Below are 23,590 nucleotides of genomic sequence, written 5' to 3' on the forward strand. Positions count from 1 at the left end.
TCCCGTCCCAGGCCAGGGCCACCTGGTCGGGGTTCTCCTCGTCATTGCCGCCGTCGCGCTGGGGGTCGAAGTCATCGACCTTCGAGATGGAGATCGTGGACCCGGGGGAGACGGCGGCCTCGCCGGCCGAGTCGGAACCGGTGCCGCGCCGGACACCCACCACGATGAGGCAGATGACCAGGACGACGGCCACCGCCGCGACCAGCAGGACCTGCCAGCGTCGGGAGGAGGGGCGGGGCTGCGCCAGGTCGTGGGAGACCTGCTCGACGTCCTCGGGACGGATCCGTCCCATCGCCGGCATCTTCAGCGGGTCCGCGGACCTGGACCGACCCGACCGGGACCGGCGTCCCGAGGCCGAGGAGCCCGAGGCGGAGAAACCTGCGTCGCCTCCGCGGTGGGAGCGACCCCCGGTTCCCCGGCGCGAGGAACGGCCTCGAGCCGGCGACCCGGCACCGCGCGGCAGATCCGCGCCGTCGCCGGGGTGTCGGGGAGCCGGCACATGGGCCCACTCGCCGGCGGCCGCCTCGGGGGTCCAGTAGCCGTCCTCGTCCAGGACCGGCTCCTCGGGGGAGCCGGTGCCGTCGTCGTCGACAAAGCCGCCCGCACGGCCGGCGGAGTAGTCGACGGGCAGGCCGTCGGCGCCCACCGCCGGCTGTCGGGCGGTGGTGCCGTCCCGGTCGGGCAAACGGTCGGCGCCACCGGAGCCTGTGGCGCTCCGGGAGCCGCTCGGGCCGCCGGGGCTGCCGAATCCGGAAGAACTGCCGAATCCGGCGGAACTGCCGGAACCGGTGGGAAGGGAGGTGGTGACGGTGGTCGCGCTGTCACTGGGGTAGCGCAGCCGCCGCTCGAGGTCGGCCGCCGCATCCGCGCTGCCGAGCACCCGGGTGAGCGCCTGGGCGACCTCGTTGGCGGTGCGGATCGGCACCTCGTTGTGGCGCGGCACCTCGGAGAGGATCTGGTCGCACAGCACGTCGAGGGCGGGGGAGACGCCGGCGCGGACCTGCCGAGGGGGCAGCCAGCCGTGCTGATCGGCGGGGGCCGGGACAAGACCCCAGCGCACCCGGCCGTCACGGGTGCTGGTCGGACGGGGGCTGCGGGCGGTGCCGGCCGGCCAGCGGGACACCAGGCAGGCGTAGAGCAGCCGTCCCATGTCCGAGACGTCGCGGGCCTCGCGGTCGGACCAGCTCAGCGACTGGTCGCCGGGCCAGGGATGGAGGGCGGCCTGGATGAGCAGGCCGACGATCTTGACATTGCCGGTCGAGGTGACGATGACATTGTCGGGGTTGAGCCGCTCGTGGAAGATTCCCTGACTGTGCAGCGGGGCGAGGGCGTCGGCCAGCTCGCGGACGATCCAGGCGGCCTCCAGGGCCGACAGCGGGCCGGACTGCAGAAGCTCGGAGATCGATCGACCGGGGGCGAACTCGCAGACGATGTAGGCCCCGGGATCCCCGGGACCGGCGGCGACGGCGTCCAGCACCCGGAGGAAGCGGGAGTCGGTGGCGACCGCCGCGCGGCGGGCCGCCGCGAGCACCTCGGTGGTGTGGGCGCCGTTGGAGGCCAGGATGTGCATCAGCACGGGGCGGTGGAGTTTGAGGTCGAAGGCCCGCCAAGTCATCGTCCCCAGCGGCCGGCCGAGCTCCTGATCGAGTCGGAACCGACCCCCGAGCTGGGCTCCGACGCTCAGCAGCGGGACGGCGTCGGGAGCCTCCCGGTCCTCCGACCACTCCCGCGAGCGGGTGTCCTCGGAGTCATCGGGACTCGAGTCGACGGTGGAGCGGTACCCGTTGTTGTATCCGCTGTCCACCGTCACCTCCATGCTCCTCGATCCTCGGGATCCCCGCGCCGATCCCGACGACATCGGACCATCGGGCCAATGCCCTCATCCAGTGTGCCGCCTCGCCTGCCGGATCGGAACTCGGCTCACCGCGGAGTGGGCAAGGGGCGGGGAATGTCGGCTCTGCGGCTGCGAACCGTCGGGCGTCGTCTGCTGCTACTCGGACTGGCTGCGTGGCTCGGTGCGGGAATCGGATGATGTGCCCGGTCGCGAGGCGTGCCGGGTCTCCGCCTGCCCCTCGGGCGGGGTGCCCGGCGTCACCGGGGTGGTCGAGGTCTTCGGAGCTGTCGCCGGGGTGTCCGGCGCAGCCCCCTCGTCGGGGTGCTCGGTGGCCTCCTCCAACCCCTCCGACAGCTCCTCGGCCAGGCTCGCCGCCCCGGTGCCGTCACGGCTGCGGACCTGATGGATGCGCAGCAGGGTCGCTCCCAGCACGACCGCCCCCGAGATGATGATGATGATCCAGCCGATGTCGTCCATCCGGGTGGCCCGGACCACGAACTGGTGGGGGGACCCCAGAGGTCGGCCGGAGGGGCTGGTGAGCTGGGCCGACATCTCCACCACGCCATTGGAGCTGGCCCTGGGGGCGAACCGGATGGTCTGGGTCTCCCCCGACCTCACGGTCACCACCGGGGTGGCCGGGATGGTGATCCGCTGCGGGTTCTCCGAGGTGAAGACCACCTTGAGCCGGATGGTCTCGGCGAGCCGGTTGGTCACCGTCAACGGGAGAGCGTTGGAGGACGACGACATCACGAAACTCTCGGCGGAGTGCAGGGTGATGGAGTGACCGGCGAGCAGCTGGTCGGCCGAGGCCATCGCCTGGTTGAGCCACTGGCTGTGCCCGGCGCTGCCGAGATTCACCGAGGTGGCCCGCGACAGGGTGCGCGCCGTCTTGGTCCTGGCGAGCTCGGCATCCCCGAGGATGTCCCCCCAGTCGGCAGCGTCGCGGGCCGCATCGCCCTGGTCGGTCCACCACGACCCGCGCAGGGAGGTGGGCACCGTGCTCGACGCCGGCAGCGGGCTGGTGATGGACGGCGTCCCGACCGCCGTCGACAGCGGGGACAAGGTGAGCCAGGAGGTCGGTTCGGTGGCCGCCAGATCGGAGTCGGAGGTGACCACGGTGACGACGTGGCGTCCCGCCTGGGAGTTCAGCAGGGTCTGGGCGAGCAGCCGTCCGCGACTCTGGGCGGTACTGGTGGCGTGGTCGGGACCGCCGTCGAGAAGGCCGGCCGTCAGCGGGATCAGCGTCGTCCCCGAGACCACACTGGAGGACTCGGACGGGCTGCTGGCGGCGCTGAGCACCACCTCGGGATGCAGGGCCGAGGAGATCGCCGAGAACGACCGGCGGTCCAGCGCGCCGGCCTCGTCGACGATCGCCAGGGGGAGGGAGGAGGCCGGGTTGTCGGAGGTCAGGGCCGTCTGGGTCCTGCTCAGGACGACGGACCGGCCGGCCCGGGCGGCGCCGACCACGTCGGCATTGCCGTAGGGCAGCCGGAAGACCCGCCCGGAGGACAGCAGCGGCCGCACCTTGCCCAACCAGTCCTTCGCCGCCTGCGTCCCGGTCCCCGGCTTGCCGTCGATGGTGTAGCCGGCCGCCATCGAGGTGACCTCGTCCAGCAGGGCCGGATCGATGACCACGGTGGAGCGGCGGGAGACGGCGGCGTCGACGAGGGCATTGAGACGACCGGTGAGCTCGCCGGCCAGATGGTCGTCCATGAAGGTGCCGTCCAGCCCCACCGACGGCCGGGAGGACAGTTCGATCACCGGGGTGAGCTGGGCCTTGGTGGCGGTGTCGGAGACCACGGTGAGCACCCGGGCTCGACCCACCGTCATCCTGTCGCGGCCCTTCGGGGTGGCCTGGACGTGGACGCCGACGAGATAGCTGCCGGGAGTCGTCAGACCCATGTCCTTGGCCGTGCCACTGACCTGGAAGGGGGCGGTCTGGCCGGGCTCGAAGGTCTGGGTGGCCTCCGGGTCGGTGATGTTGTCCAGGCTGGCCTCGTTCTTCTCGTTGAACCAGCGCTCGCCCACCGGCATGGTGATCGGGGAGGCCAGCACGGAGTCCAGGGATCCGACGTCGGTGATCGGGTCGCGGGACCGCCAGAAGGAGACCTGCACCCAGGTCATCGGCACCGTGGAGGTGTTGCGCACCGTGCCGCGGATGGTGATGGTCCCGTTGGCGTCCACGGTGTCCGGGGTGACGCTGGTCACGGTGGCCAGCACCTCGGGGTTCGTCGGCTGCCGGGTGGATCTCGTGGGCATGGACGGGGCGGCCAGCGCCGTCGCCGATCCGGAGACGGTGGCCAGGGAGGCCAGGACGGCCATGATCAGGGCCAGCAGAGCGGCTGCAGGTCGACGCCATCGCCGCGGTCGCCGCGATGCGGGCGGCGTCGCGGCGGACGCCCTGTGCGAGGCTGCCGCCGGGAGCCTCCCCGATCCGGCGACAGGGGTGCGCGAACAGCTCCCTGGTCGGTCGGTCGGAGAGGTGGACATGGCGCCCATCCTATGGTCGCCGGCTGTGCGGAGGGTCGGGCACCGGCCCGCGGCTACCGCTTTCTGCCCGGCGAGGTCGCCTCACAGACCGGTCGAGGGACCTGCCGGGAGGGCGGTTCCCGGGGCTGCGATGACGTAGACGGTTCCGGCCGAACCCGACAACCAGACCCGCTCGAACTGATCGCGTCGGTAGACCACCCGGACCTGGTCGTTGTCGGCCAGCTCGTGGCTCGCCGGGTCGTTGACGACGACGTCTCCCCGATCGGTGAATCCGACCACCACCAGGAGATGGCCCTCGGTCGAGTAGCCGGCGCCGTCCAGCTCCGCGGCGTCGAAGGAGACCGAGGCCGCCAGCGGGACGCCGGCCGCGATGAAGGGCTCCATCTGGGCCACCGAGGCCAGCCGGGTGACGAAGGTCGTCAGGCCGTACTCGGCGGGGTAGGCGGCCGAGAAGGCCCAGTTGCCGGCCCCGCCGTACTGGTGGTCCCAGGTGGCCCGCGCGCTGAAGGGGACGATGGCGTCGTCGGCGGGCTGGACCCAGGCGAGATCCTCCGGGGAGGGGCCGACCTGGTAGCTGGTCATCACCATCGCCACCGAGGTCGCTGAGCACCAGGAGCCGCCGCCCCCGCCCCACTGCGGGTACTGGCCGCGGTGGGTCATCTGGGACAACGTGGGGACCGGGATCTCGATGCTCCGGGCCGATGTGGTGGCTGGGGTGACTGTGCTGGTGCTGGTGCTGGTGCTGGTGCTGGTGCTGGTGCTGGTGCCGGTCAGGTCGGTGGGCGCGCCCTCGCCGAGGTGCTCGGGAGTCGTGAGAGTCGGCGTCCTGGAGGCGACCGCTCCCAGCAGAGAGACCACCGGGAGCTCGGACTCGTCGGCCGGGCAGAACAGGGTCACCCGCAGCCGGTACCCGGTGATCGGTCGGGTCCCGCGGGCCCTGAGGGTGTCGGTGTCCACGACGGCGACGTCATCGGCCTGGCCGTCGACGCTGACGCGGTGGATCCCGCCGCCCTGGGCGGGAAGTTTCTCGCACCAGCGGGCCATGGTGAACCAGCTGGCCGGGGCGGTGTCGGCCGGGCTCGCGACGACGTCGCCGTCCGCGGTCCGGCTGCTGGGAGTCGGGGCGGTGTCGGGTGTGGTGGCCCAGGGCTGGATCTGAACCTCGATCCAGGAACGTCCCGGGGTCCGGGCATTCCAGGACACGATGATCTCGTCGGGGATGAGCCCGAGACTGTGCAGGGGCGAGGTCCAGGTGGCACAGCGGTAGTCCACCGGCGCGGCGTCGGCGACCCTGGTCACCTCGCCGTCGGGGGTGTCGACGAAGGGATCGGCGAAGGCGACGGGGCCCGACAGATGATCGACGGTGAGTCCCAGGTCGCCGACCCGGGTGCCGTCATGGTCGCCGTCGGCGAAGGCCTGTCGACCGGCTGCCGTCTCGGCGGGATGGGCCTGCCAGGCGTGGAACTCGATCTGGTCGGCAGGCATCGGGGTGTGCATCGCATGATCCTTCGTGAGGTCTCGGCAGGTTCCATCGGTCTTCAGGGTTGCGGTCCCCATCATCTCGTGCGGGCGTGCGGGTCTCAGGCCTGCGACTCCGGCTGATCCGCCCACCAGGACCGCAGCGCCTGGCCGGCCTCCTCGACGCTCTGGGGGCCCTCGTCCAGGCGCAGGTTGAGCAGGAACTTGTAGGCCCGCCCGACCACCGGTCCCGGCCTGATGCCGAGGATCGCCATGATCTGCTCGCCGTCCAGATCGGGACGGATCGCCTCGAGCTCCTCGCGCTCCTCGAGCTCGGCGATCCGGCGCTCCAGGTCGTCGTAGGCGAACTCGAGGCGTTCGGCCTTGCGCCGATTCATCGTCGTGCAGTCGGCCCGGGTGAGGATGTGCAGTCGTTCCAGCTGGTCACCGGCGTCGCGCACGTAGCGGCGCACCGCCGAGTCCGTCCAGCCCTGGTCCCCGTAGCCGTGGAAGCGCAGATGGAGTTCGACGAGGGTGGAGACGTCCTTGACGAACTGCGAGGGGAAGGCCAGCGCCTTGAGGCGCTTGCGGGTCAACTTGGCCCCGACCACGTCGTGGTGGTGGAAGGAGACCTTGCCGCCGGGCTCGAACCGTCGGGTCGCCGGCTTGCCGACATCGTGCATCAGCGCAGCCATCCGCCCGGTGAGGTCGGGTGAGTCGCCCCGGGAGTGCTCCAGGGCGATGGACTGCTCCACGACCGTCAGGGTGTGCTGGTACACGTCCTTGTGACGGTGGTGCTCGTCGCGCTCCAGCTGCAGGGCCGGCAGCTCTGGAAGGACATGGTCGGCGATCCCGGTGGAGACCAGCAGGTCCAGGCCCTCCCTCGGGTGGTCGGTGAGCAGCAGCTTCGACAGCTCGTCGCGGACCCGTTCGGCCGAGATGATCGCGATCCGGTCGGCCATCTCGGTCATCGCGGTGCGCACCGGGGCGGTGACGGCGAAGCCGAGCTGGGAGGTGAACCGTGCCGCCCGCATCATCCGCAGCGGGTCGTCGGAGAAGGACCGCTCCGGGGGGAAGGGGGTGCGCAGCACCCCGGCGGCGATATCGGCCAGACCGGCGTGCGGGTCGACGAACTGCCGGGTGGCGGCGTGCACGGCCATCGCGTTGACGGTGAAGTCCCGCCGGATGAGGTCCTCGTCAATGCTCGACCCGAAGGCGATCGCGGGCTTGCGGGAGTCGGGCCGGTAGACATCAGTGCGATAGGTGGTGATCTCCACCACCCAGGCATCAGGAGAGGCCTGCCCCGGGTCGCCCCCTGTCAGGGGCTCGGTGGCCGGGGCATCTGCCACCGGGATCCGGGCCCCGATGGTGCCGAAGGCGCGGCCTATGTCCCAGACCGCATGGGTTCTCGTGCGCAGCAGGGACTCGATCTCATCGGGGTGGGCATCTGAGGTGAAGTCCAGATCGTGGCCGAGGGTTCCCAGCAGGGCGTCGCGGACCGACCCGCCGACCAGGTAGAGGTCGTGGCCGTGGTCGGCGAACAGCTGGCCGAGTTCGCCGATCAGCGGGATGGTCGAGAACAGCCGATCGATCCGGTGCTCCAGCAGCTGTGGCAGCGTGAGACCCCGTTCCTCGGGGGACGGGTTCAGGCAGTCAAGAGATGCGGACACGGGGCTCTACTTTACGAGATGCCGCGGAACTGGTCAGAGTTCCCTCGGTGGCGATGAGTTCTGCCATGTGTGGGCCGGCGTGTGGATAGTCCAGTTGCTTGTGTGCTCTGTGGCAGATCTCGTGTGGGCCCGTCGTGGCGTGCGATTGAGTTCTGCCATATGCAGGCCGGCGTGTGGATTATCCGCGTCGTGTGCTTCCCTGTGGCAGATCTCGCCCCTTGCAGGGGTGGGGGCACCTTGTGGGCCGTGGCGGCTCACTCCTTCCGAGGTGCGGGTGCCCGGATCCTGCGGCGGACCTCATGTCGCTCCCAGCAGCGGGCACCTCGTGGGCCGTGGCGTGCCCACTTACTCCAAGGCTGTTGGCCACCAGGGCCTCGGTGTGTGGGAACCATGGCCTCGGCAGAGGATCTCATCTCCTCTTCCCCGGGCGACGCCTGGCTGTCGGGCCCCTACCATTGCGGGCATGGGATCACAGTCCGACGCGGGCAGCGTCGTGGTCGCGGTGGACTCCTTCAAGGGGTCGTTGACCAGCGGACAGGCCTGCATGGCGGTCACCCAGGGCCTGCGGCAGGCCGAACCCGATATCGATGTCGTCTCGATCCCGGTGGCCGACGGCGGCGAGGGCACTCTGGATGCGGCGATCGCGGCCGGCTACCACTCGGTGTCGACCCGCTGCCACGGCGCCACCGGTGATCTCGCCCAGGTCGACTGGGCCCGGCGCGGGGACGATGCGGTCATCGAGATGGCAGCCTGCTGCGGCTTGGAACGGGCAGACCGGGTCTCCGGCCCGCCCACTCCCGAGCGCGCCCTGGCCGCCTCCAGCAGAGGGCTTGGTGAGGTGATCGTGGCCGCCCTGCGCGAGGGCGTGAAGTCGATCACGATCGGGATCGGGGGCTCTGCCAGCACCGATGGCGGCGCTGGAATGCTCGAGGCCCTCGGGGCGATCTTCCTCGATGCCGAACGCCGCGATGTCACACCGGGCCTGACCGGTCTGACCAAGCTCGACCTGGTCGACCTCACCCACCTCCATCCCCGGCTGGCCGATGTGAGGCTGACCGTCGCCTGCGATGTCACCAGTCCACTGCTGGGACCCGAGGGGACAGCCGCAGTCTTCGGTCCGCAGAAGGGGCTGGATGAGGCCGGCGTCGCGCTGGCCGACGAGACCCTCGAGGTCTTCTCCGGTGCGGTCGAGCCGGCTCTGGGAGTGATGCACCGCGATGATCCCGGTGCCGGGGCCGCCGGCGGGGTCGGCTGGGCGCTGATGTGTCTTGGGGCGCAGTACCGGCCCGGGGCAGAGGTCGTACTCGGCTGGTCGAATGCCGCCGAGAGGATTCGTGACGCCTCCCTGGTGATCACCGGCGAGGGTCGGCTCGACCACCAGACCCTGCTCGGCAAGACCCCCGACGCGGTGCGCCGGATCGCCCGTGAGGCCGGTGTCCCGGTCTGGGCGGTGTGCGGGGTCTGCGAACTGGAGGGCGCCGACCGGGACGCCTTCGACGGGGTTCTGGCGCTGTCGGACATCGAGCCCGATCCGAAGCGGTCGATCGCGGCCGCCCGATCGTTGCTGATCCGGCTGATCGCCGAGGCGATGGGGGAGGAGTAGCCGGCTCGTTCCACATCCCGACCGGGCCGGGCGCAGTCGGTGCAGGTGGCTGGACCGGAGTGCCATCGGTGCGGATGGTCGCACTGAACTTGGGATCATCCGAGGTGGTGGGACAGGGTCGGAACTCTGCCGGACCGGGGCCGGGGTTCGGCTGGGGGCTCGACCGGCGGGAACCGCCGCTCAGAAGGCGCCGCGGATCCGGGCCTCGTCGAAGGCGTCCTTCACCTTGCGGCGGATGGTGCGGATGACGTCGTACTGGGTTTGGGCGACGCACTTGGTGGAGATCTGGAAGGTCATCTGGTCGCCGGTGATGTCGGTGACGCCGAGCACCGTCGGGGTCTCCAGCAGGGAGTCGCTGAACTGCGGGTCCTGGTCGACCTCGCGGATCACCATCTTGAGCACCCGCATCACGACCAGGGGATCCTCGGAGGCGTGCACGGTGATGTCGGTCAGGGTGGTCGCCACTCCCTGGGTGCGATTGCCGACCGTGGTGATCTCGCCGTTGCGGATGTACCAGATCAGCCCGTCGAAGTCGCGGATCCTGGTCACCCTCAGCCCGATGTCCTCGATGGTGCCCTTGATGTCGTTGATCTCCACGACGTCCCCGACCCCGTACTGGTCCTCGAAGATCAGGAAGAGGCCGGACAACAGGTCCTTCACCAGAGTCTGGGCGCCGAAGGCCAGGGCGATGCCGGCGACACCGGCCGAGGCGAGGATCGGGGTGAGCTGGATGCCGACCGTGTCGAATCCCCACATCACCGCGATCGCCACGATCAGTGCGACGCCGATGTTGGACAGCAGCCGACCGACCGTGGTGGTGCGTTGAGCCTGGCGTTCGGCGTTGAGGCCGGTGAGCTCGCCGATCGCGATTCCGCCGTGGGTGGTCTCGGAGGACCGGCGCTTCTCGGTGCGTCGCAGCATCCAGCCGATCAGCCAGTTGATGCCCTTGCGCAGCAGCCATCGGCAGACCAGGGCGGCCACCGTGATGATCGCCAGGTTGATGGGCGTGTAGGGCCAGTTCCAGGTGAAGGACTTGACGATTGAAGTCCTCATCGGAATGAGCACGTGGAGCGGGTTCAGCAGCACCGGACCTCCGTCATGTCAGGAACGCCTTGATGATCGGGCCGGCCGTGCCGGACCCGGACTCCCCGACCTCCACCATGCACGCCACCGCGATCGACGACGTCCAGCAGATCATCCAGGCGTGGGTCTTGAGCTTTCCGCTCGGGCCGAACTCGGCGGTTCCGGTCTTGGCGCCGGTCGCCAGTCCCGACAGCACCCGTCCGGACCCCTGCTTGACGGTGGTGACCATCACCTCGCGCAACCCGGCGACCTCCTTGGTGCTCAGCGGGGTGGCCCTGGAGGTCGGCCGGCGGCCCTCGATGAGCCAGGGGACGACGGTCGACCCGGCGGCCACCGAGGCCGCCAGCCCGGCCATCGCCATCGGCGAGGCGAGCACGCCGCCCTGGCCGATGACGTCGGAGGCCAGCACGTCGGCGGCGGTGGTGTCGGCGATCGAACCGTAGAAGGAGGTGAAGCCGGGGTCGTAGTCGGTGCCGACCCCGAGGCTGCCGGCCGCTCGGCGGAGGCTGGCCGAGGTGACCTTGGTGTGCTGGGAGATGAAGGCGGTGTTGCAGGACTGGGCGACGGCCTGCTTGAGGGGGATAGCCCCGGAGTAGGCGGAGTCGTAGTCGGAGTAGTTGTGGAACCGGCGTCCGTTGACGGTGATGGTCGGCGAGCAGGTCACCGTGGAGTCGGGGGTGAGCCCGGTGCGCAGCAGGGCGAGAGTGGTGGCGATCTTGAAGGTGGACCCGGGGGCGTACTGGCCCGAGGTGGCGAAGGCGTTGGCGCCGGCGTCCTTGGAGTTCGCGGCGGCCAGGATGGCACCGTCCGAGGGCCGGATCGCAACCAGGCAGGCGACCCCGGACACCCTGGCCAGGGACGTCTCCGCCTTCGACTGGAGGGTCGGGTCAAGGGTGAGCTTGAGCGGCTTCCCGTCGCTCTTCGGCGTGGTGAACAGCGTCGTGGGACCCGAGCTGGTGCTGCCGGACGCCGAGGTCGCGGGCTGCGGGGCCGGTGAGGCGGAGGACGTCGGATCCTTGCGCGCGACCAGGGCGATGATGTGACCGACCTTGCCGCGCAGCTGGGCGTCGTAGCGCAGCTGCAGACCGGACTTGCCGACCACGTCGCCCTCCTCGATCTCCCCCTTGCCGCGCTTGACGTCGGCCTCGTCGGCCAGTCCGGAGGTGCCCAGCAGGCCGAGGGCAAAGGTCTTGGTGGGGGCCAGCGGAAGTTCGCGGTCGGTGACCGCGGCGCCCGGGATGACACCGATGTTGCGCGGGATGTCCTGCTCGCGCAGGGTGATCGCCACCACGAAGGCCTGCGGTCCCGAGGCCTGGACCAGGGCGGTGTAGGCCTTGGGATCGATCTTCAGCTCCTTCGCCAGAGCGGCCGCCGAGCCGGCCCATTTCGTCTTGTCGACCTTCGTCTTGTCGATCCCGACGTCATGGACGGTGTGGTTGACGATGATGTCGGAGTCGTTGGTGCCGGTGATGGAGGCGCGCTCGCCGAGCTGGCGGGTGTGACGCAGCCGGGTGGCCTGGGTGAGCCGGGGGTGGATGACGGTCGGCTCCCAGGCCACCCGCCACGCGCTGCCGCTGCTCGCGATGCGGGCGGTGGAGGTGAAGGTCCAGGGCTTTCCGGCCAGCGAGAGGGTGTGGGACAGGGTGGCGGTCACCGTCCCGCTCCCGGAGCTGGCGACGGAGCCGACCTTCGTGGTGGGACGCAGGCCGTCCATCCCGGCGAAGACGACTTTGAGGTCGGAGGCGGCGGTGGCCGGGTCGTCGACGGGGACGCCGGTGAGGTTGCCCCTGGTGAGGCCGGCCGCGAGTTTCTGGGCGGTCTGGCGGGCGGCGTCGGGGACATCGGAGGTCAAGTCGGACCCCTTGCATCCGCTCACCGAGACCAGTGCGGCGGCCGCCAAGGTGCCGACGGCGGCACCCCCGAGGGCGCGGCGCGAGAGATACGGGCCTTGTGTCGTCATGCGGCTCTCCTCCCTCATCCCGATTCCTCGGTAACTCGTGTCCGGCTTGGACCATCTGAACAGGACTGCCCGAACGGCACCATCCGAACAGCACCATCCGAACAGCACCGCCCTGCGTGGACTGCTCGAACGGCGCCGCCGAACAGTGAACCCGGTGCGGACAGGCCGATCTCCATCTGAACTCTCCCACCGATGTCATCCGGCCGGCACATGTGCGGGTGCCATCGGCAGGCCCCATGAAACCACCGCACACCGACAGTATTCAGGCGGTCCACCCAGAAGTACCCGTGTGGGGTGGTCAGGCCCGTGTGATTGGGCCCGATGCGGTTCGCCTGGAGTTGGAGTCGACACGGGCTGGTGGAGCCGGGCTGGTTGGGCTGGGCTGGTGGGGCCGGCTCTGCGGTCACAGGCCCTTGGCGAGGAGGTCCTGGGCGATCCGGACCGCCCCGATCACCGGTTCGGCGGCGGTGGCCACCCGCCATCGGCGATCCTCCAGGGCGGCCAGGACGGCGTCGCGGACCGGGTTCGGGTGGCTCAGCACCCCTCCGGCCAGCACCACCTCGTGGGGGACGCCGCCTGCGCACTTCTTGGGCATGCCTGTTGTCTCTGCATCCGGGCTGACCGCAGTCTCGTCGAGCCCGCCGACCCCGACGGTTCGTGCATGATCGATCACGACCCCGTCGGTCCCGGCGTCGTCGATGACGGCGTCCAGGCTGGTGACCAGCGCCCGACCGGCCTGCTCGGCGATCCGGCCGGCGACGGCGTCGTGGCCGGCCACTCTCAGCACGATCGGTGCCAGGCTGCCGATCTGTGCAGGAGTGAGGTCGTCGACCCGGCGCACCAGATCCTGACACGGATCGCCGGTGACTGGACTCACCCCCAGGGCCGTCACCAGCAGTCCGGTCAGCTCGGTGCGGGGGCCGCGTCCGTCCAGATCGGCGGCCGCCGCCCGCAGACCCTGCCAGCCGATCCACAGCCCCGAGCCGGTGTCACCGAGGATCCAGCCCAGCCCGTCGGCGCGCCGCTGCAGGACTCCGCCCTGGAAGCGCCCGGCCACCGCGCCGGTCCCCGACAGCAGGAGGTAGCCGTCGCCTCCGGAACTGGCCGAGCGGAAGGCTGCGGCCAGGTCATTCTCGACGTGCACCCGGTCGCAGATGCCCGTCAGTGCATCCCGGAAGGCCTCCGCGACCTCGTCATGACGCGCCGGTCCGGCACCCGAGGCGGCCACGACGACGACCCGGGGGCGGTGCCGTCCCGACGCAATCCTCGGGGCAACGCCATGAGGCGCGCCGTGCGTGACGTTGTGAGGGCTGTTGCGCGGGACGTCGCCAGGGCCAGCTGTGCCAGGGTTCTGCGCGGCCGCCAGGGCCATCTCGGCAGCAGTCCGGACGGCGTCGGCGGCCCCGGCGATACCGCCCCCGGCCGAGCGGAGGTTCGCGCCACCGGCCAGCCCCCGCCCCAGCAGCGCGCCGGAGCCGTCCACCAGCTCAGCTCGCGTGCTGGTCCCGCCCAGATCGATCCCCATCACCGTCACGGGCAGGAGGCTACCGCCCCTGCCACCCGGTTCCAGCGGCGCGCACCGACCCCCGGCGGATTCGCTCCGGTCGGGGGCCAGAGGCGACGTCGCGCCCCCGGTCGGCGCCGCTTTCCGGACGTGACAAGATATGGACCGCCCCAGCCACCGAAGGAGACCCTGTGATCAGCAGTTCCGAGCATCCCGAGGACCCTCGAACCACCTCCTCCGAGCTGCCCGGTATCCCTGATTCCGGACCGAAACCCCACGTCACAGCCGATTCGACGGTGGCGGCCGAGTCCTCCCCCCGGCTCACCTGGGCGACCGAGTCGCGCAACCGGAGAACCCTCGACATCGACCAGCTGGACGCCGCCGGAGTCGTCTCCGAGATCCTCGCCGAGGACGCCCGGGTGGCAGCCGCGGTGCAGGCCTGCATCGCCCAGATCGGCCGGGTCGTCGACCTGGTGGTCGCCGCGCTGAGCGCGGGAGGCAGCGTCCACTACGTCGGGGCCGGGACCTCGGGGCGGCTCGGTGTGCTGGACGCCGTCGAGCTGCTGCCCACCTACGGCATCCGGCCCGACCAGGTGATCGGTCACATGGCGGGCGGCGAGCGGGCCTTCGTGCGGGCCGTCGAGGGGGCCGAGGACTCCCCGGAACTGGGCGCCGCCGAGCTGGCGCAGGCCGGTCCGCACGATCTGGTGATCGGGATCGCCGCGAGCGGTCGGACCCCCTACGTCGGTGGCGCGCTGGCCGAGGCCAGACGTCGCGGCCTGCCGACCGCACTCATCTCCACCAATCCGAACGCCCCGCTGGCCGATCTGGCCGACGTCTCGATCCTGCCCGACACCGGTCCCGAGGCGGTCACCGGATCGACCCGGATGAAGTCGGGGACCGCGCAGAAGATGACCCTCAACGCCATCTCGACGGCGGCCATGATCCGGCTCGGCAAGACCTGGTCCAATCTCATGATCGACGTCGTCGCGACCAACGAGAAGCTGCGGGTCCGGATGGTGCGGATCGTCGAGCAGGCCACCGAGGCCGATGCGGGCCGTGCGCGTGCCGCGCTGGAGGCTGCCGACGGGCGGGTCCGGGTGGCCATCGTCGCGCTGGCCGCAGGGGTCGACGTCGCGGAGGCGGAGGCGGCTCTGGAGGAGACACCGCCCAGCGCCGAGCGGGCGGGGGACCCGTCGGGGGTGCGCACCGCGATCGATCGGGCGAGGTCGGCCTCCGGTGGGTCCGGGACGACCGGTGGTGCTGTGGATTCGGGATCCGCCGGTGGTGCTGCGGGCACTGGGTCGACCGGTGGAGTCGCGCCGGCCGGGGATGACTCCGGGAGTGTTCGTGGGATCGGGAGGGACCAGCGGTGACGACCCGACTGAAGCGTCTGCTGATCCCCCAGGTCGACGTCATTCCCCTCGTGGAGGACGACCTCATCTGGCTGTGGCACTGGAATGTCGAGGCGGTCGATCCCGAGTGGAAGAAGTGGGACGGCCCCTACTTCGGCGACCAGGACGACCGCAGCTACTCGGAGTTCGCCCATGACTGGCGGCCCCGGGTGAGGTCGGGGGACCGGGCGATCATCACGGTGGAGGGTCACCGCTGCGGCTTCGTCAACCGTTTCGAGATCGAGCCCGCCGGCGGCGGCTGGTGGGAGCTCGGCCTGGTGATCTTCGAGCCCCGGCTGTGGGGACAGGGGATCGGACGCCGGGCGCTGTCGTCCTGGACCCGCCAGACCTTCCAGGAGACCGACGCCCACGTCCTGACCCTCACCACCTGGAGCGGGAACACCCGGATGATGAGGTGCGCCGAGCAGCTCGGTTACACGGTCAGCGCCCGGATCCCGGAGGCGCGGTCGTGGAACGGACGCCGGTGGGACTCCATCACGATGTCCCTGCTGCGCAACCAGATCGCCTGAGGTCTGTTTTGGCGGCGTCCCGGTCTGGGGTCGCAGATCTGGTGACGGGCGTCGTCCACCATCGCCGCGTTGATCCAGTTCTGTGGCAGTTCCAGTCCACGTTGCCGCGTTGATCCAGTTACTCGGCGTTGATCCAGCTACAAGAGGATCAACGCCGAGTAACTGGATCAACGCGGAGTGGGGTCGGGCGGAGTGGGGTCGGGCGGAGAGGTTCGGCGGGCGGAGCGTCGGGCTGGATCGCAGACGGACAGACGGTAAGAGCGGGATCACAGACAGACGGCAGGAGCGGGAGCGGACCAGGTCTGAGGGGACAGCTGCCCACCCGACGTCCCCGCCGTGCCGAGGATCCCGCTGGAGCCCTACCAACGTCCTCGGCTGTCCAGGGATGCGGGAGGATGGGGACCATGAATGCGATCATGACCGTCACCGGCAACGACCATCCGGGAATCATCGCCGCCATCTCCACGGCGCTGGCTGAGATGGGGGTCAACATCGTCAACGTGTCGCAGACCCTGATGGGCGACTACTTCACCATGATCATGCAGTGCGTCCTCGGTGACGGCACCCCCGACCTGGCCACCATCCAGGCCCGGATGAAGGACGCCGGCGAGCAGGCCGGCGTCGTCGTCCACATACAGTCCGAGGCCATCTTCGACGCGATGCACAGGCTGTGATCCGATGAGCTCCGAACCGATGGACACTGCCACCACCAAGAACATCCTCGAGACCATCCACATGATCGAGGACGAGCGGCTGGACATCCGCACTGTCACGATGGGGATCTCGCTGCTCGACTGCATCGACTCCGACGGTGAGGTCGCCCGCCGCAAGATCTACGACCGCATCACCACCCGGGCCCGCGACCTGGTGCAGACCTGCCAGGGGATCGAGACCGAGCTCGGCATCCCGATCATCAACAAGCGGATCACCGTGACGCCGATCTCGCTGATCGCCGCCGCCAGCGGGGAGCACGACTACGTCCCCTTCGCCCGCACCCTGGACGCCGCTGCCAAGGAGGTCGGCGTCGACTTCCTGGGCGGATTCACCGCCCTGGTCGACAAGGGCCGCACCCACAGCGACAAGGTCCTGGTGGACTCCATCCCCCAGGCCCTCGCCGAGACCGACTACGTCTGCTCCTCGGTCAACATCGGCTCCTCGCGGGCCGGGATCAACATGTCCGCGGTCGCCGACATGGGCCGCGCGATCAAGCGCAGCGCCGAGCTCACCGCGGACGCCGGCGGCCTGGGGGCCGCGAAGCTCGTGGTCTTCGCCAACGCGGTCGGGGACAACCCCTTCATGGCCGGCGGCTTCCACGGCGTCGGGGAGGCGGACTGCTGCGTCTCGGTCGGCGTCTCGGGCCCCGGGGTGATCGCCCGCGCTCTGAAGAAGGTGCCGGGAGGATCCTTCGGGACGGTGGCCGAGACGATCAAGAAGGCCGCGTTCAAGGTGACCCGGATGGGCCAGCTGGTCGGGACGATGGCCGCCGCCCGACTCGGCGTCCCCTTCGGTATCGTCGACCTGTCCCTGGCGCCGACCCCGGCCGTCGGCGACTCGGTGGCGCGGATCCTGGAGGAGATGGGGCTGGAGCGGGTCGGCACGCACGGCACCACCGCGGCGCTGTTCCTGCTGAATGACGCCGTCAAGAAGGGCGGCATGATGGCCTGTTCGCACGTCGGCGGGCTGTCGGGGTCGTTCATCCCGGTCAGCGAGGACATCGGCATGATCGAGGCTGCCGGTCTCGGTGCGATCAGCCTGGACAAGCTCGAGGCGATGACCGCGATCTGCTCGGTGGGGCTCGACATGATCGCGCTGCCCGGGTCGACCAGCGCCGAGACGCTGTCGGCGATCATCGCCGATGAGGCGGCGATCGGCGTGATGAACCACAAGACGACGGCTGTCCGGCTGATCCCGGTTCCGGGCAAGGAGGTCGGCGAGGAGGCCGAGTTCGGGGGGCTGCTCGGGCGCGCCCCGATCATGGCCACCAGCAGGTTCGGGTCCGACGAGTTCATCGCCCGGGGAGGTCACATTCCGGCCCCGATCCACGCCTTCAGGAACTGATGCATGGCCCAGTGACGGAGGCGCCTGGGAAGTAGGTGCCGGGGTGGACCCGGGGGTGGCCGGGGCACCGGATCCCGGGCTCCACGCCTCGGCCCACCCCCAAGTACACGCCCCAAGTTCCACGCCTGGGCCCCCCAAGTTCCACGCCTAAGTTCCACGATGCTCGCGAAGTTCGACGATGCTCGCGCTATAGCGCGAGCATCGTCGAACTTCGCGAGCATCGTGACAAGGGATGGGTGGGAAGCAGGGATGGGTGGGAAGCAGGGGTGGGTGGGAAGCAGAGGAACGGGAGGACGTCGGGCCTTCCCCCGGGCGCGGATCTGGATTGCGGATCCCCAGCGGTTACCGTGGCGGACATGACAACTATCGGATTGATCGGTGCGGGACACATTGGCAGCCAGATCGCGCGGAAGGCGGTTCAGCTCGGCTACCACGTCGTCCTCAGCAACAGGCGCGGGCCCGAGGTGCTCAGGGGCCTGATCCAGGAACTCGGAGACCACGCACGGGCAGCGAGCCCCGCCGAGGCCGCCGAGGCCGCCGACCTGGCAGTGGTGACCATCCCGCTGAAGGCGATCGGCAGCGTCCCGATCGAGCCGTTGATCGGCAAGATCGTCATCGACACCAACAACTACTACCCGCAGCGCGACGGCCAGATCACGGCCCTCGACGAGGAGACCACCACGACCGCCCAGATGCTGCAGGAGCACCTCCCGGAGTCCTTCGTCGTCAAGGCCTTCAATCACATTCCGGCCGCCGACATCACCACCGCGGGCCGTCCGGCGGGCGACCCGGACCGCCGCGCCCTGGCAGTGGCCAGTGATCATGACGCCGCCCTCCTGGTCGTGTCCCGCCTCCTCGACCGCTTCGGCTTCGACCCCGTCCCGATTCAGCCGCTCAGCGAGTCCTGGCGCATCCAGCGCGACACCCCCGGCTACGTCCAGCCGCTGACCGCACCGCAATTGGTGCACGCCCTGGCGCTCGCCAAGCGCTACCGTGACATGTGACATGTGACGTGTGATCTCCGGGCATCGCGACAGTCGGGGCGACGGCGTCCTCGGTCCGGGGAACATCTGTCGGGGGTGACGCCGACAGTCCGCGGAGCATCCGTCGGGGGTGACGCCGACGGTCCGGGGAGCATCTGCCGGAGACGACGTCCTCCATCCGTCGCAGCTTGTCGTGCACCCACTCGACTCGACGACGTCCCCGGAGACAGCGGACCCGCCACCCCGGTCCGGAGCCGGCGGACGGCGTCCACCCGATGGGAGCGGACGCACCGTCCCTGAGCGGTCCTCGCCCCGGTCCCATGATCACGGCAGGATGGGACCATGGCTCAACAGCTCGGCCGACCCGAACCCCTGGACCCCCGATTCGACCGCTCCGCGTGGTGGCGCGAGGACCGTTTCGGGATGTTCATCCACTGGGGCGCCTACGCGGTGCCGGCCCGCGGGGAGTGGGTCCGGTCCTACGAGAGGCTGAGCGTGGCGGACTACCAGCCGGCCATCGACGCCTTCGACCCCGACCCGGACTTCGACGCCTGGGCCGCCACCGCCGCGGCCGCCGGGATGAGATACGTCGTGCTGACCGCCAAGCACCACGACGGCTACGCCCTGTTCGACACCGCCCTGTCGGACTACTCCACCGTCGCCACCCTCGGTCGCGACTTCGTCGCCGAGTTCCTCGCCGCCTTCCGGGCCCGCGGGATCAAGGTCGGCCTGTACTTCTCCCTGCTGGACTGGGCGCGCCCCGACTTCCCCCACCACGGCGACCTCCAGCACCCGATGCGCGACGCCGTCGAGTTCCGTGATCATCGTCCGGACCTGGCCTCCTACCGCGCGTTCATGCACGGTCAGGTCCGCGAGATCTGCTCCCACTACGGGCCCCTGGACATCCTCTGGTTCGACTTCTCCTATGCCGGGATGGGCCCCGACCAGTGGGGCGCCGCCGAGCTGATCCGGATCGTCCGGGAGCTTCAGCCCGGGGCGGTCCTGGACAACCGGCTGGAGGGATCGGGCCCCGAGCCCGGGTCGATCCTCACCGGCGACCCGACGCCGTGGTCGGGCGACTTCACCTCTCCCGAGCAGGTCATCCCCGCCGAGGGGATCCGCGATGCGGCCGGTCGACCGGTGCCGTGGGAGAGCTGTCTGACGCTCAACAACCACTGGGGATACTGCCGCCACGACGCCGACTGGAAGACCGCGCCGATGCTCATCCACAAGCTGGTGGAGTGCGTCGCCAAGGGCGGCAACATGCTGCTCAACGTCGGCCCCGACGCCCGCGGGACCTTCCCGGCACAGTCCCGCGAGATCCTGGCCGGGATCGGCGAGTGGATGGACGCCAACGCCGACTCGATCCGCGGCTGCGGCCCGGCCGGGTTACCGAAACCCGACTGGGGATGGTGGACGGCGGGCCGGGGGAGGCTTTACGCCCATGTGATGGAGTCGCCGATCGGACCACTCCAGCTTCAGGGCCTGCGCAGGGACCAGATCGACGACGTCCACCTGCTGTCCGACGGGTCCCAGGTGCCGGTCGTCGACGCCTGGTCGGTGGCCGACCACCCCGAGGAGGCCTTCGTCTCCTTCGGACCCCAGCCGGAGTGGACCTATCCGCTGCCCGATCCGGTGGACACCGTCCTGGAGGTCACCCTCCGATGAGCGCGAAGGAGCATCCGATGACACGCGAGTCCGTGGCTGAGCCCCTGGCGGGCGTCCCCGACGAGCTGCTGGAGCGCCTCGGCGTGGGTGCCGATCTGCTCGCACCGACCCGACACCTGCTGGACGCCGTCGCCGCCGATCCGGCTGCCGGTGCCAGAACCGCTGAGCTGGCGGCCGGGTTCCGCAGCCGTATCGGCCACTTCTTTGGCCAGGAGACTCTGCTGTCGGAGACCGACCTGGCCGGGTTCGGCGGGGTCGAGGGAGCCGTGCCGCTGGCCGCGCTCATCGTCGCCGGACCGGCTGTCGAGGCGTTCTGGGGTGGACTCGGGTACCCGGATGACATCATCGCCGACACCCTGTCCGACCTCGGGCGGCAGGTCCGCAAGACGGTCGCGGTGACGGGGCGGTTCGGGCTCGGTCAGGCGAGCTGGCTCGAGATGATCTGGCGCGGCGGGTTCGCCCAGCTGGGGCGTCTCCAGTTCGAGATCACTTGCTCCGATCTGGGGCGGGGAGGGGAGGGCGCTGGTTCCCTGGTGCTGTCGACCCACATCGCGCCGATCGGGTCATTGTCGCCCGACGCGGTGGCTGCCTCCCTTGGGCGGGCGCACGGATTCTTCGTGGAGCACTTCGCGGAGCTGGCCGCCGAGCCAGGCGCCTTTGAGGTTGCCGTGTGCTCGTCGTGGCTGCTCGACACCGAGTTGATGGGGCGGATGCCGGGGTCCAATGTGGATTCCTTCGCCCGGCTGTGGACGGTGTGGGACAGGAAGATCTCGGACGGCTCCGGGGTGTTCTTCGGCTTCGACCGGCCCTATTCGGACGGCGAGCGGGTCGCCGAGATCATCGATGAGCTCCCTTACGACACCCGCCTGCACCGCACCATGATCGATCAGTGGCGGGCCGGCGGGCATGTGCACAACTGCTGGGGGTGGCTCTCACTGGTGGGGTGATGTTCCGGGGAGTGGATATTTCACTCGGGGAACCGGGTATCGAGTGACGGAGACGTTCCGCGCGGGGCTTCTTCGTGTGGTGGGGTGAACATTTCACTCGGGGAAGTGGGCATCAGGTGGCGGGGATGCTCCGCGCCGGGCTCCTTCGTGTGGTTTCGTGCGGTCGGGTGAACATTTCACTCGCGGAACTGGGGTTGGTGCGCTGTGGGGTGCGGGATCCGGGGTTCGGCGAGTGATGTGTTCACCTGCGGCGGCGCAAACTCGACTCATGGGCCCGTCGAGGGTCATGAAGGACTCGGTGTTGGGGTCAGCCCAGGTCGTCGAACTGCTCGGTGACGGTCCGATCGAGATCCTCGAAGGTCTCCTCGTCGCAGAACGCCGCCTCCAGCCCGGCAAGGGTGATCTGGCGCAGATCGGCCAGCTCCCAGTCCAGCTGCTCGGCGACCAGAGTCAGCTCCCGGGTCATCGAGGTGGCGCTCATCAGGCGGTTGTCGCAGGAGATGGTCACCGGGATCCCGGCCCTCCACAGGGGCCCGATCGGATGGTCGGCGAGAGTGCGACACACTCCGGTCTGGATGTTGGAGGACGGACACACCTCAAGGGTGATGACCTTGCCGCGGACATCGGTGGCGATCGGTCCCAGACTCATCACCCCTGAGCCGTAGCTGGTGATGTCGTCGACCAGCCGGACCCCATGGCCAAGCCTCTCGGCCCCGCAGTCGATGGCGTTCTGGATCGACTCCAGCCCGTCGGCCTCCCCGGCGTGGATGGTGAGATGGCCGCCGTTGGTTCTGACTGCGTCGAACAGATCGGAGAAGCGGGACGCCGGGAAGCCGGCCTCGGGGCCCGCCAGGTCCATGCCGACCACTCCGCGACCCAGCCAGGAGACGGTCAGCCGGGCCAGTTCCGGGTCGGGGTCGAGCTGGCGCATGACGGTGATGAGCTGTCGGGCGACTACCGGCGTGCCGGCCGACCGTGCGGCGTCCATCCCCTCGGTGAGGCCCTGCTGGACGGCGGCGACGGCCTGGTCGAGGGTGAGTCCGGCGCGCAGGTGCTGCTGAGGGGCCCACCGGGTCTCGGCGTAGACGACGTGGTCGGCGGCCATGTCCTCGACGAACTCGCGGGCCACCCGGGTCAGTGCCGGAGCGGTCTGCATCAGCCCGACCGTGACGTCGAAGGTCTCCAGGTAGCGGGGCAGGGAGCCGGAGTCGGCGGTACGGAAGAACCAGTCGGCGATCTCCTCCTCCGTCCGGCCGGGAGCCTGAGTCCCTTCCTGACGACTGAGGTCCAGGACGGTGGCCGGTCGCAGGCCTCCGTCCAGGTGGTCGTGGAGGGCGACCTTGGGGGCCATGCGGACGAGATCGGGACTCAGGGACATGGGTTTGAGCCTAGCTGGGGTCATGCCCGGTGTTCGGGGTACGGATGCTCGGGGACGGTGGTTCGCCTGGGCGGGTCACGTATGGGGGGCTGCGTCGGTGTTCGGGCACGGGGGTCTGCCCCGGTGGTCGTGCCCCGTGGTCTGCCCCGTCGTTCGGTCACGGAGGTCGAGTACGGCTTTCGGCCCAGCAGTCTGCGCCGTCGTTCGGGCACGGATGCAGCCAAACGTCACGGATGCAGCCAAACGTCACGGATGGAGCCAAACGTCACGGATGGAGCCAAACGTCACGGATGGAGCCAAACGTCACGAATGCAGTGGAGCTCCACTGCATCCGTAAAATTTGCCTGCACCTGTGCCGTTTCCCTGCCCCTGTTGGGTCTGCGGAGGCCAAATAAGGGCAGGTGGACCCGTCGGGTCCAGCGGATTTGCTGCACTTGTGCTGCTTCCCTGCATCTGTCGGGCCCGAGGGAGCAGGTACGCCCGGTAGGTCCGGTGGATTTGCTGCATGTGTGGCGTTGCCCTGCATCTGTGGGTTCTGCATGGTGTTGCAGGTCAGACCACATCAGATAGGCGACTGGAGTGTCGACCAAACTGGGAACGGTCCAGACAGGTCAGATCTGATGGACGTCCTGGGCCGGGTGGACTTGGGCGAAGGTCGGGTCCGGCGAGTTGGATTTGCTTGCGGACTGTGAGTGGAGCCCGGTGTTCGGGCACGGCGGTCTTCCGAGACGGTCAGTTCCTTCGTTCGGGCACGGATGCAGCCAAACGTCACGGATGCAGTGGAGCTCCACTGCATCCGTGACACCTGCCTGCACTTGTGCTGTTTTCCTGCATCTGTCGGGCCCGATGGGGGGCAAACAGGGCAGGTGGATCCGGTGGGCCCGGCAGATTTGCTGCATCTGTGCTGTTTGGCTGCATCGGTCGAGACCGGGGGGTCAGGTAGGCAGTAGGTCCGGCGGGCCGGGGGGGTCAGGTAGGCAGTAGGTCCGCCAAGCCGGGGGGCCAGGTAGCCCCGAGAGGCCAAGCAGGT

The 23,590-nt window shown here is 69.8% G+C and carries 15 protein-coding genes and 1 pseudogene; 8 read left to right on the forward strand and 8 right to left on the reverse strand.

The features are described 5' to 3' along the window. Window positions 1-811: 811 nt before the first annotated feature. The 4 genes and pseudogenes from H590_RS19135 to H590_RS0108520 form a co-directional block, all read right to left on the reverse strand. A pseudogene (locus tag H590_RS19135) lies at window positions 812-1,687 on the reverse strand (protein kinase family protein); the annotation flags it as partial. Between the two features lie 303 nt (window positions 1,688-1,990). Beyond that, window positions 1,991-4,171 carry a DUF6049 family protein gene (locus H590_RS15715; protein WP_414973655.1) on the reverse strand — a complete coding sequence of 727 codons (2,181 nt, stop codon included), beginning with the start codon at window positions 4,169-4,171 and terminating at the stop codon, window positions 1,991-1,993. Between the two features lie 234 nt (window positions 4,172-4,405). Then, window positions 4,406-5,821, reverse strand: a complete 1,416-nt coding sequence (locus H590_RS15720) for a C39 family peptidase (RefSeq protein WP_161626013.1) — start codon at window positions 5,819-5,821, stop codon at window positions 4,406-4,408. Window positions 5,822-5,904: 83 nt separating this feature from the next. After that, the gene (locus H590_RS0108520; RefSeq protein ID WP_028703224.1) at window positions 5,905-7,452 is read right to left on the reverse strand and encodes a CCA tRNA nucleotidyltransferase; all 1,548 of its coding nucleotides are present in this window, start codon (window positions 7,450-7,452) and stop codon (window positions 5,905-5,907) included. Window positions 7,453-7,915: 463 nt separating this feature from the next. On the opposite strand from H590_RS0108520, the gene H590_RS0108525 reads away from it, so the two are divergent. Next, window positions 7,916-9,055 carry a glycerate kinase gene (locus H590_RS0108525; RefSeq protein WP_028703225.1) on the forward strand — a complete coding sequence of 380 codons (1,140 nt, stop codon included), beginning with the start codon at window positions 7,916-7,918 and terminating at the stop codon, window positions 9,053-9,055. 180 nt (window positions 9,056-9,235) lie between these two features. On the opposite strand, the gene H590_RS0108530 is transcribed toward H590_RS0108525, so the two are convergent. The 3 genes from H590_RS0108530 to H590_RS0108540 form a co-directional block, all read right to left on the reverse strand. After that, entirely contained in the window at window positions 9,236-10,108 is an 873-nt protein-coding gene (locus H590_RS0108530) for a mechanosensitive ion channel family protein (protein WP_028703226.1), read from the reverse strand. Between the two features lie 43 nt (window positions 10,109-10,151). After that, window positions 10,152-12,098, reverse strand: coding sequence for a penicillin-binding transpeptidase domain-containing protein (locus H590_RS15725; protein ID WP_051238328.1), 1,947 nt, complete (start codon window positions 12,096-12,098; stop codon window positions 10,152-10,154). Window positions 12,099-12,501: 403 nt separating this feature from the next. Further along, complete coding sequence (locus H590_RS0108540) at window positions 12,502-13,623, reverse strand: N-acetylglucosamine kinase (protein WP_232021214.1); 1,122 nt, start codon at window positions 13,621-13,623, stop codon at window positions 12,502-12,504. Window positions 13,624-13,793: 170 nt separating this feature from the next. On the opposite strand from H590_RS0108540, the gene murQ reads away from it, so the two are divergent. From murQ to H590_RS0108575, 7 genes are all read left to right on the forward strand, one after another. After that, window positions 13,794-14,978 carry an N-acetylmuramic acid 6-phosphate etherase gene (gene murQ, locus H590_RS15730; RefSeq protein WP_232020885.1) on the forward strand — a complete coding sequence of 395 codons (1,185 nt, stop codon included), beginning with the start codon at window positions 13,794-13,796 and terminating at the stop codon, window positions 14,976-14,978. Continuing rightward, complete coding sequence (locus H590_RS0108550) at window positions 14,975-15,526, forward strand: GNAT family N-acetyltransferase (protein ID WP_051238329.1); 552 nt, start codon at window positions 14,975-14,977, stop codon at window positions 15,524-15,526. The genes murQ and H590_RS0108550 overlap by 4 nt, the downstream gene beginning before the upstream one ends. A 404-nt stretch (window positions 15,527-15,930) precedes the next feature. Further along, on the forward strand, window positions 15,931-16,200 hold the full coding sequence (locus H590_RS0108555) for an ACT domain-containing protein (protein WP_028703229.1): 270 nt from the start codon (window positions 15,931-15,933) through the stop codon (window positions 16,198-16,200). Window positions 16,201-16,204: 4 nt separating this feature from the next. Continuing rightward, window positions 16,205-17,584 carry a PFL family protein gene (locus H590_RS0108560; protein WP_244937907.1) on the forward strand — a complete coding sequence of 460 codons (1,380 nt, stop codon included), beginning with the start codon at window positions 16,205-16,207 and terminating at the stop codon, window positions 17,582-17,584. A 356-nt stretch (window positions 17,585-17,940) separates the two neighbouring features. Next, a complete protein-coding gene (locus H590_RS0108565) occupies window positions 17,941-18,588 on the forward strand; it encodes an NADPH-dependent F420 reductase (protein ID WP_028703231.1) in 648 nt (215 codons plus the stop codon). 321 nt (window positions 18,589-18,909) lie between these two features. Further along, window positions 18,910-20,235, forward strand: a complete 1,326-nt coding sequence (locus tag H590_RS0108570; protein ID WP_051238330.1) for an alpha-L-fucosidase — start codon at window positions 18,910-18,912, stop codon at window positions 20,233-20,235. A 17-nt stretch (window positions 20,236-20,252) separates the two neighbouring features. Beyond that, on the forward strand, window positions 20,253-21,182 hold the full coding sequence (locus H590_RS0108575) for an acyltransferase domain-containing protein (protein WP_028703233.1): 930 nt from the start codon (window positions 20,253-20,255) through the stop codon (window positions 21,180-21,182). A 307-nt stretch (window positions 21,183-21,489) separates the two neighbouring features. Here H590_RS0108575 and H590_RS15735 read toward each other — a convergent pair whose 3' ends face one another. Continuing rightward, the gene (locus tag H590_RS15735) at window positions 21,490-22,560 is read right to left on the reverse strand and encodes an adenosine deaminase (RefSeq protein ID WP_084149379.1); all 1,071 of its coding nucleotides are present in this window, start codon (window positions 22,558-22,560) and stop codon (window positions 21,490-21,492) included. Window positions 22,561-23,590: the final 1,030 nt, after the last annotated feature.

Origin of the sequence: Acidipropionibacterium jensenii DSM 20535 (assembly GCF_000425285.1) — a bacterium.
Taxonomy (GTDB): domain Bacteria; phylum Actinomycetota; class Actinomycetes; order Propionibacteriales; family Propionibacteriaceae; genus Acidipropionibacterium; species Acidipropionibacterium jensenii.